Origin of the sequence: Solwaraspora sp. WMMA2056, from assembly GCF_030345095.1 — a bacterium.
In the GTDB taxonomy this organism is placed as follows: Bacteria; Actinomycetota; Actinomycetes; order Mycobacteriales; family Micromonosporaceae; genus Micromonospora_E.
In genome coordinates this window covers 1,402,691-1,419,514 of record NZ_CP128360.1, presented here as the reverse complement: position 1 = coordinate 1,419,514, position 16,824 = coordinate 1,402,691, and the positions used below count along the sequence as shown (strand labels likewise).

At 67.1% G+C, this 16,824-nt stretch carries 11 protein-coding genes and 1 tRNA gene; 7 read left to right on the top strand and 5 right to left on the bottom strand.

Annotated features, from left to right (window positions below; genetic code table 11):
* Window positions 1-118: 118 nt before the first annotated feature.
* Window positions 119-2,416, bottom strand: a complete 2,298-nt coding sequence (locus O7608_RS06565) for a non-reducing end alpha-L-arabinofuranosidase family hydrolase (RefSeq protein ID WP_289209115.1) — start codon at window positions 2,414-2,416, stop codon at window positions 119-121.
* A 532-nt stretch (window positions 2,417-2,948) separates the two neighbouring features.
* Here O7608_RS06565 and O7608_RS06560 point away from each other — a divergent pair.
* The 5 genes from O7608_RS06560 (at window position 2,949) to O7608_RS06540 (ending at window position 10,469) form a co-directional block, all read left to right on the top strand.
* Window positions 2,949-3,749, top strand: coding sequence for a YaaA family protein (locus tag O7608_RS06560; RefSeq protein WP_353850506.1), 801 nt, complete (start codon window positions 2,949-2,951; stop codon window positions 3,747-3,749).
* Window positions 3,750-4,261: 512 nt separating this feature from the next.
* Window positions 4,262-4,456, top strand: coding sequence for a hypothetical protein (locus O7608_RS06555; protein ID WP_289209113.1), 195 nt, complete (start codon window positions 4,262-4,264; stop codon window positions 4,454-4,456).
* A gap of 69 nt (window positions 4,457-4,525) precedes the next feature.
* The gene (locus tag O7608_RS06550) at window positions 4,526-7,693 is read left to right on the top strand and encodes a type 2 lanthipeptide synthetase LanM family protein (protein WP_289209112.1); all 3,168 of its coding nucleotides are present in this window, start codon (window positions 4,526-4,528) and stop codon (window positions 7,691-7,693) included.
* Window positions 7,687-9,411, top strand: coding sequence for an ABC transporter ATP-binding protein (locus O7608_RS06545; protein ID WP_289209111.1), 1,725 nt, complete (start codon window positions 7,687-7,689; stop codon window positions 9,409-9,411). Before O7608_RS06550 ends, O7608_RS06545 begins: the two co-directional genes overlap by 7 nt.
* Window positions 9,412-9,422: 11 nt before the next feature.
* Window positions 9,423-10,469: an MsnO8 family LLM class oxidoreductase gene (locus O7608_RS06540; RefSeq protein ID WP_289209110.1), complete on the top strand. Its 1,047-nt coding sequence runs from the start codon at window positions 9,423-9,425 to the stop codon at window positions 10,467-10,469.
* Between the two features lie 253 nt (window positions 10,470-10,722).
* Here the strand turns inward: O7608_RS06540 and O7608_RS06535 are convergent, their stop codons facing one another.
* The 3 genes from O7608_RS06535 to O7608_RS06525 all read right to left on the bottom strand — a co-directional run bounded on the left by O7608_RS06535 (window position 10,723) and on the right by O7608_RS06525 (window position 14,706).
* Window positions 10,723-11,385, bottom strand: a complete 663-nt coding sequence (locus O7608_RS06535; RefSeq protein WP_289209109.1) for a LuxR C-terminal-related transcriptional regulator — start codon at window positions 11,383-11,385, stop codon at window positions 10,723-10,725.
* A gap of 112 nt (window positions 11,386-11,497) precedes the next feature.
* Window positions 11,498-13,930, bottom strand: coding sequence for an FtsX-like permease family protein (locus O7608_RS06530; RefSeq protein ID WP_353850505.1), 2,433 nt, complete (start codon window positions 13,928-13,930; stop codon window positions 11,498-11,500).
* Window positions 13,927-14,706 carry an ABC transporter ATP-binding protein gene (locus O7608_RS06525; RefSeq protein ID WP_421358805.1) on the bottom strand — a complete coding sequence of 260 codons (780 nt, stop codon included), beginning with the start codon at window positions 14,704-14,706 and terminating at the stop codon, window positions 13,927-13,929. Before O7608_RS06525 ends, O7608_RS06530 begins: the two co-directional genes overlap by 4 nt.
* A gap of 110 nt (window positions 14,707-14,816) precedes the next feature.
* On the opposite strand from O7608_RS06525, the gene O7608_RS06520 reads away from it, so the two are divergent.
* Both O7608_RS06520 and O7608_RS06515 read left to right on the top strand, forming a co-directional pair.
* Window positions 14,817-15,944: a sensor histidine kinase gene (locus O7608_RS06520; protein WP_421358803.1), complete on the top strand. Its 1,128-nt coding sequence runs from the start codon at window positions 14,817-14,819 to the stop codon at window positions 15,942-15,944.
* Window positions 15,941-16,591: a response regulator gene (locus O7608_RS06515; protein ID WP_289209106.1), complete on the top strand. Its 651-nt coding sequence runs from the start codon at window positions 15,941-15,943 to the stop codon at window positions 16,589-16,591. The genes O7608_RS06520 and O7608_RS06515 overlap by 4 nt, the downstream gene beginning before the upstream one ends.
* A 79-nt stretch (window positions 16,592-16,670) precedes the next feature.
* Here the strand turns inward: O7608_RS06515 and O7608_RS06510 are convergent.
* A tRNA-Thr gene (locus O7608_RS06510) sits at window positions 16,671-16,743 on the bottom strand.
* Window positions 16,744-16,824 lie beyond the last annotated feature (81 nt).

Sequence of the window (16,824 nt, the reverse complement as noted above, 5' to 3'; positions counted from 1 at the left end):
ACAGGGACGGCAAACCCGACCGTGGGGGGCGGACCTGTGGGTCTGCTCCGACCCGGACGGGTGCCGGGCCGGAGCAGACGGTGTCAGGTGGTGCGGTGGTTGCGGCCGTGCCGGTGGTTCAGCGTTGCAGGGTCAGCACACCCGGCCGGTACGGCAGGAGTCCGTAGTCGCCGCCGGAGTTCGGGTCCCGGCCCTGGTAGAGGAACTGGAGGTTGCAGGGGTCGATGGTCATGGTCTGGTCGGCGTTGGTGCGGATGAGTTCGCCGTGGCTGATGTCGTTGGTCCAGGTGGCGCCGCTGTTGGCCTTTCCGGCGAAGGGGTTGGATTCGCTGGTGGCCTGGGGGGTCCAGGTGCCGCCGAGGTTGGTGGCGGTGAAGGAGCGGAAGTAGCGGCCCTGGGAGCCGATGGCCTCGACGATCATGAGGTAGCGCTGTTGGCCCTGGAGTTTGTAGACCTGGACGCCTTCGAAGAGGTTGTTGGTGGTGTCGGTCATGATGGTGGTGTAGTTGGAGCCGAAGCTGCCGGGGAAGTTGCCGATGGGCATGCTGGCGCGGTAGATGCGGCCGTTGTCGCCGGCGAAGAAGAGGTACATGTTCTGGTCGTCGCCGATGAGTGCCTGGTCGATGGGTCCGGTGCCGGAGTTGGAGATGCTGCCGGTGAACAGGGTCTGGTGCGCCGACCAGCTGTTCACGTTCGTCGGGTCGGTCGACGTCCGGTAGGAGAACGCCGGGCCGCCCCACTGGTAGGCCAGCACCCAGACGTTACGGGGCGCGAAGTAGAACAGCGACGGTGCGACGGCGGAGAAGGGCATGGCGTTCTGGCTGGCCGAGCCCATCTGGTTCCAGTTGGAGAACAGGCCGAAGTTCATCGAGCCCCAGCTGGTGCCGAAGTCGTGGGTGGTGCCGTAGACGAGGTGCTGGCCGTTGTACGGGGCGTGGGTGAAGTCCTTCAACGACACCCAGCCGGAGCGGGGCTGGGCCAGCGCGCCGGTGGACGACCAGCGGTACGTCGACGGCAGGTTGCAGGTGCCACCCGGCGGCGGTGTGGTCGCCGGCGGTGCGGTCGTCGGGTTGGGGTTCGGGTTGCCACCGACCCGGACCAACTGCCACTGCTGGTTGGTGCCGCCCCAGTCGTCGTACTGCACGACGGCGCCGCCGTTGGCGGTGGACCAGTTGTAGACGTCGAGGACCTTGCCGGAGTGCCGAGCGCGTAGCCGGTAGTAGCCGCCGCCGGAGTCGACGAACTGCCACTGTTGGTTGTTCCCACCCGATCTGGCGTACTGCTGGATACAGGCGTTGTCCGCCGTGGACACGCCGCAGACGTCCAGCGCCTTGCCGCTGTTGCGGTTCAACACCTCGTAGTAGGCGCTCGGGTCGATCGGACCGTTCGTCGGTGGTGGCGTGGTGGGGTTGGGCCCCGGGGTGGTCGGGCTCGGGCCCGGAGTGACGCTGTTCAGCGCGGAGAGAGTCGCGTCGTACGCCTGCTTCTTGTTGCCGTTGTTGTCGAACAGCAGCGGCGTGCCGTAGGACCGCCACGAGTCACTGTCCCGGATACCCCACACCGTGATCCCGGTGCACCGGGCGATCGCCGCCAGACAGTCGTTGACCACACCCCGGAACGCGTTCGCCTGCGCCTGCCCCGAGCCCTCGATGTCCAGCTCGGTGATCTGCACGTCCACACCCAGCGCGGCGAAGCTCGACAACGTCGTCCGGTAGTTCGACGGGTACGGCGACTGCGAGTTGAAGTGCGACTGCAGACCCACACAGTCGATCGGCACCCCCCGCTGCTTGAAGTCCCGCACCAGGTTGTACGCCGCCTGCGTCTTCGCCCACGACCAGTTGTCGATGTTGTAGTCGTTGTAACACAGCTTCGCCCCCGGGTCGGCCGCCCGCGCGGCCCGGAACGCCGCCTCGATCCAGTCGTTACCCGTACGCTGCAGGTTCGAGTTACGCCGGGCACCCGAGTTACCGTCCTCGAACGCCTCGTTCACCACGTCCCACGAGTGGATCTTGCCCCGGTAGTAGGACGCGACCCGGGTCACGTGGTTGAGCATCGCCTGCCGCAGCGCGGTGCCCTCCATCCGCTCCATCCACGGCGGCTGCTGCGAGTGCCAGGCCAGGGTGTGACCGCGCACCGCCATGCCCCGCGAGATCGCGTGGTTGACGATCCGGTCCCCGTTGGTGAAGTTGAACTGGTTCTGCTGCGGCTCGGTCGCGTCGAGCTTCATCTCGTTCTCGGCGGTGACGCTGTTGAACTCCCGGTTCAGGATGTTCACGTACGTCGAATCACCGAGCTTGTTCGCCGCGACGGCGGTGCCGAAGTACCGGCCCGACTGGGCGGCGGCCGCCCCCAGCGTGGACTCGGCGGCGTTGGCGAGGTTGGGAAGCAGGGTCACGGTGAGGACCGCGACGAGCATGGCGGCGCCTGTGGCCCAGAGCGTTCGGAATCGACGCCGGGCCGGACGGTGGTGAGGGTTCACTGATCCTCCGGTGCGGTGGACGGATGTGCACTGGTTGGAGCGGGACGGATTGTTAGCGCTAACATCGATGTAGATTCATCTAGAGTTGCAGAAGGTTCCGGGGTTGGCAACCGTCGGGATCCGACTCGTCCCGCATTCACCACGGTCGCCCTCACATGGCACCTGACCTGGCGTACACGATCGGTGACACATCGACGTGGGTCACCAGACGGCGCCGTACCGCTGCGGCCTGGCCGGCTCGACGGACCGGGATTGCGAGCTGCGGGCGACCACATTTCCGGAAGTTTTGCGAACAGTACGCCGGCACCAGCCGGACCGGGCGACCGGCGACGAGCGACCGGGCGACCGGCGGCGGGCCGGGGCAGCTCGCCGGCCCCGGCCGACGACAGGTCCGGGTCGTGCGGTTGTATCGGGGCGACGGCAGCGCCACAGCCGGCGATGCGCCACCACGACCCGGCGAGACGGACCCATGATCATCCTGATGCACAGCTCCAAGACGATGCGCCCACCGACGGGCGACCACGGTCACCCGACGCCCGGCGTACCGGCGCTGCTGGCGCGGTCCACCGAGCTGATCACCTACCTGCGGACCCTCTCGGCCGATCAGCTCCGCCGGATGATGGCCGTCTCCACCGAACTGGCGCAGCGGACCCGGCAGCAGTACGCCGAGTGGACCACCACGCCGCAGCACCAGAGCCCCGCGGCGGCGACGTTCGTCGGTGACATCTACAGCGGGCTGCAGATCGACACGTTCGGCCCGGCCGACCGGTCGCACGCCGACGCGCACCTGCGCATCCTCTCCGGCCTGTACGGAATCCTGCGCCCCTTCGACGGCGTCTGCCCGTACCGCCTGGAGATGGGTTACCGCCTGCCCGCCGAGCCGTACGCCAACCTGTACCGGTACTGGGCGGACTCGATCGCCGCGCAGCTGCCGGCGACCGGTCGGATCGTCAACCTCGCCGCCAACGAGTACAGCAAGGCCGTCCTGCCGCACGTCGACCCCGGCCGGGTGGTCACCCCACGGTTCCGCACCGTCGACCCGGCATCCGGCGAACCGAAGTTCGTGGTGGTCCACGCCAAGATCGCCCGTGGCGCGTTCGCCCGGTGGCTGGTGTCGCGCCGGATCGCCGACACCGCCGACCCGGTCGCCGAGCTGCGCGCGTTCGACGACATCGGCTACCGGTACGACCCGGCGTCCAGCACCCCCGACGCCCCGTCGTTCATCTGCCAGGAGTTCGGCGGCAAGGGCCTGTCCGTCCGCCTCACCTGACCGTTCGGCGTCAGCCCAGCCGAGTCGCCAGGTGCAGCACCTGGCGACGTTGATCTCGCTGGCGCCCCCGCCGCTCTTCGACACTGTCGTTGGCCCCGCCTGCGGGTTCACCGCGCTGGTTCGCCACCAACCGCACCAAGGCGAGCAAGCGACAGATGTATGGCCGCGCGAACCTCGGCCCTCCCCACGAACGCGCTCCGACCAGCCCACGCGATCCGCGCGAACCGCCACCAAGATCAATCAGAGAACGTTTGCCGGAGCCAGTTTCCACGCGCTACCGACACCTTCTATCTTGAGATTCAAGATTCGGTCAACCGTCGGCTGGATGTTTCTTCATCTCCGATCATCTCCACCCACCCCCCACATGGCGGGTAGCGAATCGTCGATCGGCGTCGTTTCAATTGACGACGGGTTACCAATTCAGGTTGGACGGAATTGCGGCCATGGCGCCGTGGCTGCATTTGGTCGATCCTGGGCGATCGCCCGGTGATTCACAGGAAGGAAGGAAATAGATGTCCACTCTTGCCATCGAAAAGGCCTGGAAGAACGCTGATCTGCGGGACGGGGACACCGTCGACCCGGCAGGCAGCGGCTTCGGCGAACTGACGTTCGAGGACCTCCGCGAGGATCGGACCGTCTACGCCGCCAGCAGCGGCTGGGTCTGCACCCTGACCATCGAGTGCGGCACGCTGATCTGCGCCTGCTGAGGACCGGCCATCGGGCCCGGGAGCGTGCAGCGCACCCTCCCGGGCCTCCCCTTCCCCGCAGGAGCAGCAATGTCACCGGCCCTTGCACTTGATCCCTTCAATATTCGACGAAGTGCCTACCTGCACGAACGTCCGGCATCGACGAACGACCAGCCGACACCGGGACACGATGATCTTGTTTGTTCGTGGCGAGATTCCGCCTTCCTCGATGACCGCATTCTCGACATCCGGTTACGCGAGTTGGCGATAAGTCGTGCTGCATTTGGGAAAATGATCTCGGGGGAGGATTTCGACCCACCCGACCATCTGCTCGACTGGGCGAACGAACTCGCAGTGGTGCTCGACACGGACGCCAGCGAGGTAGCCTTTCTCAAACTGCCCACCAGATTGTGGTCCCAAGGGTTCGACCGGCTACTTTTCAGCGGCCTGATTCATCCGTTTCTCGCTTTCTACGAGGCGCGACTACGGGAGCGCCTAGCGGAGCGAACGTCCATCGCCGGCTTACGCAATTCACTGCTTGAGGCACTCGCCAACCGGTTACTGTCGATCGCAACCCGAACCATGCTGTTGGAACTCAACGTCGCTCGCTTGCACGGCAAGCTCATGGGCGACACCCCGCAGGAGAGGTACGACGACTACGACAGGCGGCTGCTCACCGACCCAGATTACCTTCGTGCGTTGTTCGGCGAGTATCCCGTGCTCGGTCGGTGTCTCATCGAAGCCGGCCGGCGTTGGGTCGACTACACAGCAGAACTGTTCGAGCGCTTAGCCGGGGATGAGCATCAACTGCGGCGCGTTGGACTGTTACCCCCGTCAGCGACCGTCGTGAGCGCCTTCCGGCTTGACCTTGGAGATCCACACCATGGTGGACGGTCAGTGGCGCAGGTGACCTTCTCCGACGGCACCGATCTGATCTACAAGCCGCGGTCGGTAGCAGCCGAGAAGGCGTACGCCGAGACAGTCGCCGCTCTGGACCGGCAAGGACTGAGTGTGCCGGTGACCGCTCCACGGGTGCTCGACTGCGGCGGGCATGGCTGGTGTGAGTTCGTCCGGCACGCGCCCTGCGTCGACGCCGACGAACTATCCGACTTCTACCGGCGAGCAGGTTCCGTGCTGGCGGTGATGCTGCTGCTCGGCGGCGTGGACATGCACATGGAGAACGTGATCGCTGCCGGTTCGTCGTTCACGCCCATTGACCTGGAGACCGTACTGCAGTGCGGTGAACTCGGCCGCTCGGCCGAAGATGCGTACGGGCGCGCGCTGGACGTGCTCAACCGTAGTGTGCTGGCGGTCGGTATCCTTCCGGCCCGCGCTTTCGGTGGCCGGCAACGCCACAGTGTCGACGTCAGCGCCATCGGAGGCGGGGAACCGCAGGCCGCTCCGCGCCCGATTCCCCGCGTGGTGGACGCCTACACCGACGTTGCCCGCATCGAAGCAGTCGAGGCAGTCATGGCCGGCGCATTGAACCGTCCAGTTGTCACCGGCGGGGAGGTGCAGCCCTGGACGCATACCTCCGAGGTGGTCGCCGGCTTCACCGAGGCGTACGACCTGATGGTTGCGCACCGCTCCGACTTCGACCGGCTGCTACACGGGTTCCGGGACGTCGAGGTACGCCATCTGGCTCGTCCGACCCGGCGGTACAGCCTCTTCCTGACGGAGAGCTTCCACCCGGATTATCTGCGCGATGCCAACGACCGGGACAGGCTGCTTGACAAGCTGTGGGCCGCCGCCGACGCCCGTCCGGAACTTGTCCCGATCATCGAATCCGAGCGACGTCAACTGCTCGCCGGTGACATCCCCTGCTTCCAGAGCATCGCGGGGAGCCGCGAAATCCGCACTGGAGCCCGTCTGCTGCATCCGGGGTACTTCGGTGCCTCAGCCATCTCGGTGTTGACCGGGCGGCTGGCCGAGTTCGGACCGGCGCACCGCGCTGCCCAGGTCCGGATAATCGAGGACTCGATGGGCACCCTGCCGCGGCCGCGGCCGGTCGTCGGCCAGCCCGTCGCCCGCCCTGGTGGACATGAGACGGATCCCGCTGTGCTCGCCAACCGGATCGCGCGGCGGCTGGCGGACGAGGCGATCCTCGGCACCGACGACGTATCCTGGATCGGCGTCAGCATCGAGGGCATCACGCAGGAAACCTACAGCTACAAGCCGTTGGCGACTGGACTGTACGACGGTATCGCGGGGCTCGCGGTGATGTACGCATATGCGGCCCGAGTGTTCGGTGACGACCGGTACCTGGAGATCGCGCACCGTGCCGCCCGCCCTGTAGTGGGCTACCTGCGGTACCTCGCCGAGCATCGTATCGTCGAGACGGTCGGTGCCTACAGCGGTACCGCCGGCTTGCTCTACGCCCTGGACCACGTTGCACACGCGACGGGCGAGCCGGTATACTGGGAGGCGATCTCCGAAGCGGTCCCGTGGTGGCGCGAGTGCGCCACGCGCGAGGAGTGTCCCGACCTCATCGCCGGACTGGCCGGGTGCGCAGTGGTCGCTCTGGATCTACACCGGCGACATCAGATGCCCGGCGTACGGGACGTGGCGGCAGTGTGCGCTGAACGCTTGGCGGCGAACGTGGTCGACGTGAACGGCGCAGCCGGCTGGCCAGCCACCCCAGATGGTCCGCTGCTGGGGGGCTTCTCACACGGCGCGGCCGGTATCGCATGGCCGCTGTACCGGCTCGCCGCAGAGTTTGACGATCAGTCGCTGCACGAGCTGGCGAGCCGGGCGGTCGATTTCGATCGCGCCCTGTACGTGCCTGCCGATGGCGCCTGGCGCGACCTGCGCCCGGAGATGGCGGGTACTGGCTCCTACCCTGCCCTGTGGTGCCACGGTGGTGCCGGCATCGGGCTGTCTCGGCTTCTCATCCTCCGAGACCACCGTCAGGGTGACAGCGGGTTGATCGCGGAGGCCGACGCAGCCCTGAGCCTGGTGGCTGCCAAGGGTTTCGGTCTGAATCACAGCGTCTGCCACGGTGACTTCGGTGCCTTGTCGCTGTTCGATCTCGCAGAGCGGGTCCTACCGGCACCGGGCAGGTACGAACGACTGACCGCATCGGTGGTCGGTGACATCGCCACGAACGGAATGCGTTGCGGTCTGGTCGGAGACATCTACATGCCGGGCCTGATGTTGGGCGCCGCCGGCATTTGCCTGGGCCTGCTGCGACTTGCGTACCCGGCCGAAGTTCCTGCGATCGCCTGGCTGGAAACGCCCGACAGCCCACGCACGTGCTGAGTCGTTCGAGCGTGCTGCGGCGTAGCCTGTCCGCGCATCGGGGCAAGCTGATCGCAGCTGGGGTGCTCGCGCTCGTCGGGGTCGCGGGACAGCTCTGCCAACCGTTGCTCATACGTCGAGTACTGACCGCTCTTGAGTCGGGCGAGCCCTATGGGACGGCTGCGACGTTGGTGCTGGCCGTGATGGTCGCTGGAGCGGGTGTGGGTGCCGCACAGCAGTTCCTTTTGCAGTGCACCGGGGAGGCGGTGGTGTTCGCCGCGCGACGCGCCCTCGTCGTGCACCTGCTACGGCTGCCGGTCAGTGTTTACGATGGGCGCGAGTCCGGCGACCTGATCGCCAGGGTCGGCTCGGACACGCCGCTGCTCCGCTCGATGTTCGCCTCCGGTGTGGTCGATATGGTCAGCGGACTGCTCCTGGTGTCCGGAGCATTGATAGCAATGGCGATCATCGACCCCCTACTACTCGGCGTCAGCCTGTTGCCGGTGCTGCTGGGGGCGGTGGGCGTCCGCTTCCTCAGCCGGAGACTGGCGGCCGTGAGTGGGACCGTCCAAGAGACGGTCGGGGGGCTGATCGCCGCGTTGGCTCGCGCCCTCGGTGCCGTCCGTACGATCCGCATCGCAGGCGCCACCGATTCTGAGACCGCCAAAGTGGTCGAGTGCGCCGACCAGGCTCGACGCGCAGGCGTCCGGCTCGCGCAGGTCTCCGCGTACATCGGCCCGATCGTGCGGCTTGCCCTGCAGGGTGCGTTCGTCGCCGTGATCGGATTCGGCGGTCTGCGGGTTGCACAGGGTGCCATGCAACTTGGGGACTTGGTGGCGTTCCTGTTGTTCCTGTTCGTCCTCGCACTGCCGCTAGCCCAAGTCGCCGACGCCGTGACCACGATACAGAGCGGGCGGGGCGCATTGAGCCGAATCCAGGAGATTCTCACCTTGCCGGACGAGAAACAGGTCATGCCGGCACGGTCGTCGACCATCTCCCCCACCTGGCACCCCGTACCCGCCATCGAGTTCGATGACGTGTCATTCGGCTATCACGGCGACGTGGTGCTGCGTAACGTCAGCTTCCAGATTCCTGAAGGCAGTACCACCGCCCTGGTGGGACCGTCCGGAGCTGGCAAGTCCACCATCCTGGCATTGATCGCTCGCCTGTACGAGGTCTCCAAGGGAGAGATCCGGTTGTACGGTCGTGACATCCGCGAGTACCCCTTGGACGAGTTACGCGCCCTTCTCGGATACGTGGAGCAGGAGGCGCCGGTGCTGGCCGGCTCCGTCCGGGACAACCTCACCCTTGCGGCTCAGGAAGCATCCGATCTCGAGATCGATGCAGTTGCCCGAGCGGTGAACCTGGACCTGCTGATCGCGCGGCACCCAGCTGGCCTGCAAGCTCCGGTCGGCGAGGGTGGGGGCATGCTTTCCGGCGGGGAGCGGCAGCGGTTGGCGGTCGCCCGGGCGCTGCTCGCCAAGTCGCCAGTTCTGCTCTTCGACGAACCGACCGCACATCTGGACGCCCGCAACGAGCAGCTACTGCAGGACAGTCTCGGAACGCTCGCCGCCGGACGCACCGTCCTGATCGTCGCGCATCGGCTGGCCACCGTGGTACGCGCCGACCGGATCGTGGTTATCGACGAGGGCCGCGCCACAGCCGTCGGACAACACGATGACCTGCTCACCAACAACGAGCTCTACCGGGAGTTCGCGGGTCGGCAGCTGCTGATCTGAGCGTTCATCGAGTGAACACTCGTGAGGAGGAAGCCTTGGGAGACATCGTGCTCAGCGTGTTGGATCAGGTTCCGGTGTTCCGTGACGGCAGCCCGGCTGAGGCGGTCCGCGACTGCGTCACGTTGGCCCACAGCGTCGAGTCGCACGGCTACCACCGGTACTGGATTGCCGAACACCACGGCAGTGCGGCACATGCGTGCGCCGCGCCCGAGGTGGTCGCGGCTGCGGCGGCTGCAGTCACCAGCCGGATTCGGGTTGGCAGCGGCGGCGTGCTGTTACCTCATTACAGTCCCCTCAAGGTGGCCGAAACGTTCCGTGTTCTCACGGCTCTGCACCCGGGACGCATCGATCTCGGTTTCGGGCGTGGACTCGGCGGTCCGCCCGCCTTCGCGGAACTACTCAATCCCTACGCGATCCGCACTGACGAGGCTTTTCTACAGCAGATCGGAGGATTGCTCGGATTCCTTGGCGATGGCCGGACGATCACCAGGGTGTCTGTGACGCCCGAGATACCAACGCCGCCGATACCGTGGATGCTCGGCTCTGGAAAATCCAGCGCCCAGATGGCTGGGATGCTCGGGCTACCCTTCTGCCTCGCCCAGTTCATCGCCCCCGCCGAATGCCCGGAGGCCCTCGCGGTGTACCGGGAAAAATTCCGCCCCTCGGCGTGGCTGGAACAGCCACAGGCGATGTTGGCTCTACGGGTGCTATGCGCTGATTCGGATGCTGAGGCCGAGGAGTTGGCGGCCTGCTTCTGGATGTCGTGCACCACGGGGTGGAGGGCGCAAGTTCAGCGCACCGACGAGTACCGAGGGGGCGCGCCGAATCTCGATGATGCCCGCCGTTACCAGCTCACGGACGAGGATCGCAGACTGCGCGAATCCCGCCCGTACCTGCAGATCGCAGGCACACCCGCCGTGGTGGGGAAGGAGATCCGCAGGCTGCAGACCCTCTACGACGTCCATGAGGTGATGCTGACGACGAACTGCCCCGGCCTTGGGGCGCGGCAGCGCTCATACGAGCTGCTTGCGGAGGAATTTCGACTGTCAGTGGAATAATCAGAACAGGCAGTGAACCGCAGTGTTCTGCAAACCTCGGCTGCCGGCGCCAACCACCTCGCGGAGCTGGATTTGAGCACAGAGGATGTAATTCGCATTTGGGTAATCCGATATTTATATGGCGGAATGCATGCGCAGACCACAGCATCAGTCGACGCACCGCCGGATCCTGCAACGCCTGCGGTTACTGCTTCGTTCCCGCCATCTCTCGATCCTTCCAAGCGGGGAAGTTCTCTACAAGATCCAGGGTCGTTCAGCAGCGACGGCCATCCTCGTCGACACAAAGGCCAGCGGAGCAAGCCAGGACCGCAGCCTGTACGCGGTTTCTCACGTGCAACTTTGCGAGTATGAGGCTGACGTGCTCCTTCACGGTCGCCGTGCTGAGAAAGACTTGTTTGCTAATCTCGGAGTTGGTGAGTCCTGCAGTGAGTAACCGCAGGATGCTCTGGTCTCGGTCAGAAAGCTGTTTGAGCCGCTCGACCGCTCGTGAACCGTAAGTGGGAACGACCTCAGGCCGGATGGCCGCATGCATCACCACCGAGGATGCCTCGGGCGCCAGCACGACGCTACCCCGGGCAAGCGCCCGCACTGCCGCGACAAGCTGCTCAGGTTGAGTGTCGCGCAGCAGAAAGCCGCACGCCCCACCTCGTAACGCATCGAGCACAAGGTCCGGCACAGCCCGAGTGGTCAGGACGGCGATGGCGGATACTCCACCCAGAGCCTGCAGTTGGTCGAGCACAGTGATTTGTTCCCGCAAGCCGGCGAGCAGCACCACGGCCGGCCGGCGCTGCTCGACAGCGGATCGGGCGTCCTTCCACTCAGTGGTGGCGACATCGAGTCCTCCGCCGCTCTCCAGAATCATCTTGATTCCGACACTGATCAGGGTCTCGTCGCCTACCACCAGCACATCCGTCACGAACCGTCCCCCGCCAAGCCGAGTCTGAACAACCTGACAGCAAGGACGGTAATAGACATATTTGATCAAGTCAATATAAGTTCACTTTCAGCATGCGAAGTTGCACATTTTGCTACCGAGTCAGCCCCTCGGCGGGTGCCACCCTGGCCGCTCGGCGGGCCGGCGCCACACTCGCCAGCACCCCGGTCAGGATGGCAACTACGAGGACTAGGACGAGTTGCCCCCAGGGCAGCCGGATCACCGGCTCAGCGGTGCGCCCCACCGCTGCGGCGACCCCGGCCAGGCCCACGGGAACCCCGATCAGGATTCCGATGAGGGTGCCCAGGGTGGTGATGGTGACGGCCTCAGCCGTGAGCATCGACCTCAGTCGCCCCCGGCGGGTGCCGAGAGCCCGCAGCAGCGCCATCTCCCGGGCCCGTTCGATGACCGACAGGCCGAGCAGGTTCGCGATGCCCAGCAGGGCGATCACGACGGTCACCAGCAACATCGCCAGGGAGAGACCGAGCAGGATGGACAGGACGTTGGCGATGTCGCCGCCCTCGGTGACGCCGCCGCCGACCTGGACTCTGGGGTCGCGCGCAGCCACCGCGTTGACGTCGGCGGTCAGGGCGTCCCGGTCGAAGCCCACCGCCGCCGCTGCCCACACTGCGGTCGGGGTCGTCGTGATCTGATGCGCGGCCAGGGTCGCCGGGTTGACCACACCGAGGAGTTGTCCCGTGGTGTCGGCCAGCCGGGAGGCGTGGGCGGTCAACCGGAGTTCCCGCTCGCCCACCGCCACGGTGATGGGCTCACCCTCGGCCAGTCCGAGGGCGGTGAGGTAGGTGGCGGGGAGCAGGACGGTCCCTTCTGGCCGGGCCTGGGGAGCGAGGTTCTCGGGTGTGGCCGCGAGCAGCCGGGGTGTGGCCCTGCCACCGTCGGGGAAGCGTGCGGTGATGGTGCCGACCGTCGCGGTGGTCGTGACCTGCGGTACCCGGGCCAGAGCCTCAACTGTGTCGATGCTGATCGCCGAGCCGTCGGTGCGGAGGCTGGCCGCGATCGGGTACCGAGCCTCCAGGTCCGCGGCCACGGTGGCACGTCCGGTGGTGGCGGCCACCGCCAGGCTGCTGATCAGGGCGGCGCCGACCACCACGACCATCGCGGCCGAGGCAGTGCGGCGGGCGTTCTGGCTAAGACTGGTGCCGGCCAGACCAGCGGCAACCCCGAAGCGTTCGAGTAGTCGGGCCACCGGAGCCAGCAGCAGGCCGATCAGTGAGGGCAGGCCCGTCAGGAGGCCGGTCGCCAGAAGCAGCCCGCCCACCAGGGCCAGGGGTAGTGCGGCACCGACGGCGGCCACGACCAGCGCCACCGCACCGATGGCGGTGATGATGCTGCCGACGACCAGACGACGACCGATCCGGACCGATCCGGCCGGTGGCTCTTCAGCTGTCTGCAGGGCCCGGACGGGAGGGATCCGGGTGGCCCGCCGGGCTGGTGTCCAGGCAGCCACCACCGTGGCCACCATTCCGACGGCAACGCAACCGGCCAGGGCGGTCGGTGAGACCCGTAGGCCGCCACCAGCGATGTCCAGGGTAGTCGCGCCGAGGTAGCCGAGACCCACCCCGACAGCGGCACCAGCCAGACCGCCGATCCCACCGACGATCGCAGCCTCCGCCAGTACCATGCGCCTGGCCTGCGACCGGTGGCCGCCGACCAGGCGCAGCAGCGCGATCTGCCGAACCCGCGCGACGATCACCACGTGGAAGGTGTTGGCCACGACCAGCATGGCGGCCAGCAGCGCCACCGCCGCGAACGCCAGCATCAGTACGACGAGTTGTCCGTTGCCGCCGGCGAAGCGGGCAGCCGCCTGGTCGGCGACGACCGAGGCCTCGGAGACGGTGATTCCGTCGCCCAGTCTTTCGCGGAGCGCGTCGAGGGTGGCGGCCAACTGCGCCCGGTCGGCGACGGTCAGCAGCGCGGCAGGCGGCACGTCCCCGGAGAAGAACGACGCCGGGGCGTAAAACCGGAAGGATGAACCGGTCAGCGGCTGGAAACCCAGATCGGCCGCGCCGGTCACGGTCACCGGAACCGGTGCCAGGTCGCCCTGTCGGAACGTCAGGGTGGCACCGACCTCCACGCCGAGGTCGTCGAGGGTCCGCTGGTCGGCCACCACCTGGTTGGAACGGCTAGGCCACTGCCCCCCGTCCAAGGCGAACCAGCGCACCCGTTCGGTAGCAGCGATGCTCTGCACGTTGGCGTCGCCGCGACGGGAGCCACCAAAGACGGTGACCGTACGGGCGTGCTGCGGGTCGGCCGAGCGCACCCCCGGTACGGAGGCTGCAGCCTGGTACCACTCCGGGTCCTTGACCGTGTCGTCGGCCTCCAAGACTATGTCGGCGGTGGTCAAGGGTGCGGCGGCGGTACGGCGTAGTCCCTCGCTGGAGGTCGCTGCGAAGGTCGCGGTCGCCGTCAGGAAGCCGGTAGCCAGGGTCACCGCCATGACGATGGCGAGCAGGCGGGCCGGGTACGACCGCAGCTGCGACCAGGCAAACGCGAAGATCATGGTCACACCGCCACCGCTGCCATCGCCACCAGGATCTGTTCCCGGGTCGGGCTGCGTAGTTCGGCGTGGATCCGACCGTCCGCCATTACCAGGACCCGGTCGGCGTAGGTGGCCGCGCCCGGATCGTGAGTCACCATGATGATCGTCTGTCCCTCCCGGCGGGCCGCCTCCCGCAGGGTTCCCAGCAGGGCCCGCCCGGTGGCGATGTCCAGGGCGCCGGTCGGTTCGTCGGCGAAGATAACCGAGGGCCTGGTCAGCAGCGCCCTGGCCACCGCGACCCGCTGCTGCTGGCCGCCGGATAGCTCGGCCGGCCGGTGTGCCAGCCGGTCGCCGATCTGCAGCGCCCCTGTGACCCGGCGCAGTTCGTCCGGGTCGGGACGCCGCCCGGCCAGCCGCAACGGCAGCACGATGTTCTGCTCGGCGGTCAGCGTCGGCAGCAGGTTGAACGCCTGGAAGATGAAGCCGACCCGGTCTCGGCGCAGGTCAGTCAACGCGCGGTCGTTCAAGCCGGCCAGCGACGTTCCCGCCAGGCTCACTGTGCCCTGGGTCGGGGTGTCCAGACCGGCCATCAGGTGCATCAACGTGGTTTTGCCCGATCCGGACGGGCCCATGATCGCGGTGAACTCCCCAGCCAGGAAATCCGCAGATACGCCGTCCACCGCGACCACCGCTGCCGCACCGGTGCCGTAGGTCTTCCGGACCTCGCGGCAGCTCACCATCTCGGCAAATGTCGTATGCGTCGTCACCGTACCCACGGTAGGAATCAGCGCATCCCGACACATCCCACCAAGGAATCCGTCTGCCGGAAAAAGCCGATACCTTGGTATCAGGCGCAGGTATCGATCTTTGCGGCAGGTTTCCGTGAACGACAGGCGTTGCCTAGCCTGGACGTGTGGGGTTACGACGCAGACCGGTGCCCGCCCTCGATGTCGCGATCGCCACCGCAGCCGTCATCTGTTGCCTGCTGCTCGGCTTGGCCGGGCTTTCCGAGTGGTACTGGTCGGCGATGATCGCCGTGCCCCTGCTGATCCGCCGCAGCGCACCGCTGCTGTTTCTCGCGGTAGTCGCCGCCATCTCAGCCGCGCACCTGGCCGTCTCCCGGAGTTTCATGTTCCCCGGCGACCTCGTCAGCCTCGTTGCCGTGCACGCCACCGCAGCCTACGCCCCCAGACATTGGCGGCACGCGGGACTGCTGCCGGGTGCCGCCAGCGCGATACTGGTCGTCGCCCAAGCGCTGCATGACCGGCGGCTCGGTGCCGCCCTGCCCGCCGTGCTGATCATGGCGACCGTACTGGCTGCCTGGTCGACCGGCCTGATGCAACGTCAGCAACGGATCGCTGTTGCCGACGCCGAGCACCGCCGGAGGTTGGCCGAGCAGGACAGCGCTATCCGGGCTCAACTGGCCGCCCAGGAGGAACGCATCCGAATCAGCCAGGAGATGCACGACATCATCGCGCACTCCCTCGCCTCCATCATCGCCCAGGCCGAAGGTGGCCGCGCCACCGCCAGGGTCGACAGCGGAGCCGTCGGCCCCGTTCTCGACCGGATCGCGCACCTCGGCCGGCAGGCCCTCACCGACGTGAAACGGCTGCTGACCGTCGTCGAGGACGGCAACCAGGACTGGCAAGGCGAAGGACTCGGCCGGCTCCCGGAGCTCCTCGGCGGGTTCATCGACGCTGGCCTCGACCTGACCGCCCAGTCCAGCGGGGAGGATCAGCCCTTGGCAGCAGGCATGGACCTCGCCGTCTACCGGGTGATCCAGGAGTCCCTGACCAACGTCCTGAAACATACCCACGAACGCCGCGCCCACCTGGCCATGCAGTGGACACCCACCCTGCTCACCGTCACGGTGCGCAGCCCTCTGTCGCCCAGCCACAACGAACCACCCATCCCAGGCCGGGGCCTGACCGGCATCCGCCACCGGTGTGCGCTCTTCAACGGCACCTGCACCATCAGCACCGGCGAGGACCTCACCGTCACCACGACCTGGCCACTGACCGCCCAAGGAGCACGGGTATGACGATCGACGTACTCATCGCCGACGACCAGGACCTCGTCCGTACCGGTTTCGCCATGGTCGTCGACGCCGCTCCCGACATGCGGGTCGTCGCCACCGCAGCCACCGGTTCCGCAGCCATCGCCCTCGCCGCCCGACACCGACCCCACATCATTCTGATGGACATCCGCATGCCCGAACTCGACGGCATCACCGCCACCCGCGTCATCCTCGCCAGCGCCAACCCCCCACCGAAAATCCTCGCCCTCACCACATACGACAGCGGCGACTACGCCACTCGTATCCTCACCGCTGGTGCCAGCGGCTACCTGCTGAAGGACACCACCGGCGAGGGCCTCACCGCCGCCATTCGCACCGTCCACCACGGCGGATCGGTCCTCGCCCCGACCACCACCCACCACCTGGTCGCCGCCCGCACCACACCACCACTCCCGCCCCGGGACCCCGCGCCGCTGGACACCTTCACCACCCGGGAACGCGACGTCTTCAACCTCATCCTCGCCGGAGCCAGCAACGCCGAAATCGCCCAGCGACTCCATCTCGCCGAGGTGACCGTCAAGACCCACGTCGGCCGAATACTGGCCAAGCTCGGGGTCCGGGACCGGCTCAACGTCGTGATCTGGGCGTACCGCAACGGTGCCGCCCGCTGACCTTGGTCAGCTTGATCGGATGCGAGGGTGCCCCCGTCGCCTCGGCTGTTCGCCGAGGTGACGGGGGCACCGGTTGCCGAGCCGCCTGACGGAATCGAACCGTCGACCTACGCATTACGAGTGCGTCGCTCTGCCGACTGAGCTAAGGCGGCAACGATCAACCAGTGTACGGCACCGCACCGCCGGTACGCCCGCCGGCCGGAAGCCGGCCCCGACCGGGCACCAGGCCGGCG

Coding starts and splice junctions, on each gene's coding strand:
- O7608_RS06565 (WP_289209115.1), bottom strand. CDS start 2,416: ATGCTCGTCGCGGTCCTCACCGTGACCCTGCTTCCCAACCTCGCCAAC.
- O7608_RS06560 (WP_353850506.1), top strand. CDS start 2,949: ATGATCATCCTGATGCACAGCTCCAAGACGATGCGCCCACCGACGGGC.
- O7608_RS06555 (WP_289209113.1), top strand. CDS start 4,262: ATGTCCACTCTTGCCATCGAAAAGGCCTGGAAGAACGCTGATCTGCGG.
- O7608_RS06550 (WP_289209112.1), top strand. CDS start 4,526: ATGTCACCGGCCCTTGCACTTGATCCCTTCAATATTCGACGAAGTGCC.
- O7608_RS06525 (WP_421358805.1), bottom strand. CDS start 14,706: ATGTGTCGGGATGCGCTGATTCCTACCGTGGGTACGGTGACGACGCAT.
- O7608_RS06515 (WP_289209106.1), top strand. CDS start 15,941: ATGACGATCGACGTACTCATCGCCGACGACCAGGACCTCGTCCGTACC.